General features: G+C 60.4%; 2 protein-coding genes and 1 pseudogene. 2 read left to right on the top strand and 1 reads right to left on the bottom strand.

Annotated features, from left to right (window positions below; genetic code table 11):
- A partial coding sequence (locus EOA22_RS34360; RefSeq protein WP_348629522.1) for a DUF1858 domain-containing protein occupies positions 1-217 on the top strand: 217 nt, incomplete at its 5' end.
- 2 nt (positions 218-219) lie between these two features.
- Here the strand turns inward: EOA22_RS34360 and EOA22_RS34365 are convergent.
- Positions 220-921 carry a Crp/Fnr family transcriptional regulator gene (locus EOA22_RS34365; RefSeq protein WP_024505309.1) on the bottom strand — a complete coding sequence of 234 codons (702 nt, stop codon included), beginning with the start codon at positions 919-921 and terminating at the stop codon, positions 220-222.
- A gap of 150 nt (positions 922-1,071) precedes the next feature.
- Here EOA22_RS34365 and EOA22_RS39320 point away from each other — a divergent pair.
- Positions 1,072-1,184 (top strand): annotated as a pseudogene (locus tag EOA22_RS39320) (pseudoazurin); the annotation flags it as partial.

Here is a 1,184-nt window from a genome sequence, read left to right on the forward strand (position 1 = left end):
CGTGAAGCAACCCAGTTCGATTGACCCCGACATGGTCGTTGACGAAATCATGAGGAAATGGCCGGCAACGGTGGCTGTGGTGCTGAGATACAAGATGCTGTGCGTCGGCTGCCCGATCGGCACATTCCATACCGTGGCTGAAGCGTGCCTTGAACACCACGTCGATGAAAGCCGTTTCATCGCCGACCTGGAAGCGACTGTCCGCCGCAGAGAATGAGATCAGCGCTTGTCCCGGTTCTCGGCCAGAACTACAAGGCGATGCGCATCCTTCACGGTGACCTTCTGGCGTCCGCTGACGATTATCCCATTGTCTTCCCACTTGCTGAGCAAGCGGCTGACGGTGTGCAGCGTCGTTCCCGTCATCTCGGCAATGTCCTGCCTGGAAATCGGGAAATCGATTTCGATGCCGCTGTCGGTCTTTCGGCCGGTCTGGTTTGCCAGTCGCAGAAGCGCATGCGCAACCCGCTGCTCCACCTGCTCGGTGGACATCTCCACGACCCGCGTCTGCGTCTCCTGCAGCCTGGTTCCAACCGTCCTGTATGTGGCCGCCCCAAACACTGGGAAGCATCCCGCCAGGTCCGGCCACAGAGCGTTTGGCCAGGCGAGCACCACGCAGTCCACCGCCGCAATTGCGCTGGCTGGGTAGGTCGTTCGGCCAAGTGCCGCGGCGACGCCAAAAATCTCGCCTTCGCTGATGTATCTGGCGATGACCTGTTGTCCGTCCGGTGTGGTGCGAACGACACGGATATGCCCGGCGATCAGCACGAAGAAGGAATGAGCCTCGGCTTCCTGCTCGAAGATCGCAGTCTCCTTGGCATAGCGAGACGACCGCGCATCCCGCAGGATCTCGCTCTGCTCGTCGGGCGTCAGACCCTGGAAGAGCGGCAGTCGCGAAATCAGCGATCGGTCCAGCGCAGCCAAGCGATTCCTCACGGCCCTACGGTTCCGCATCAGTCGTGCGGAAGACCTTTCTTATCCTGAGTTTGCGCCAGCGCAAATTGTTCCCAGCCGCGTCAGACTAAATGGCATGGAACGGCGCAATGCCGCGAAGACGAAACAAAGGACAAATCGATGAAACTCTCCATCCTCGCCGCCGCAGTCTCTACCCTGGCGCTCGCCGGCGGCGCAAGCGCCGAAGAGCATATGGTGCAGATGCTCAACAAGGGCGAAAAGGGCGCCATGGT

The sequence above is a fragment of the Mesorhizobium sp. M7A.F.Ca.US.014.04.1.1 genome, assembly GCF_003998745.1.
Lineage (GTDB): Bacteria > Pseudomonadota > Alphaproteobacteria > Rhizobiales > Rhizobiaceae > Mesorhizobium > Mesorhizobium ciceri.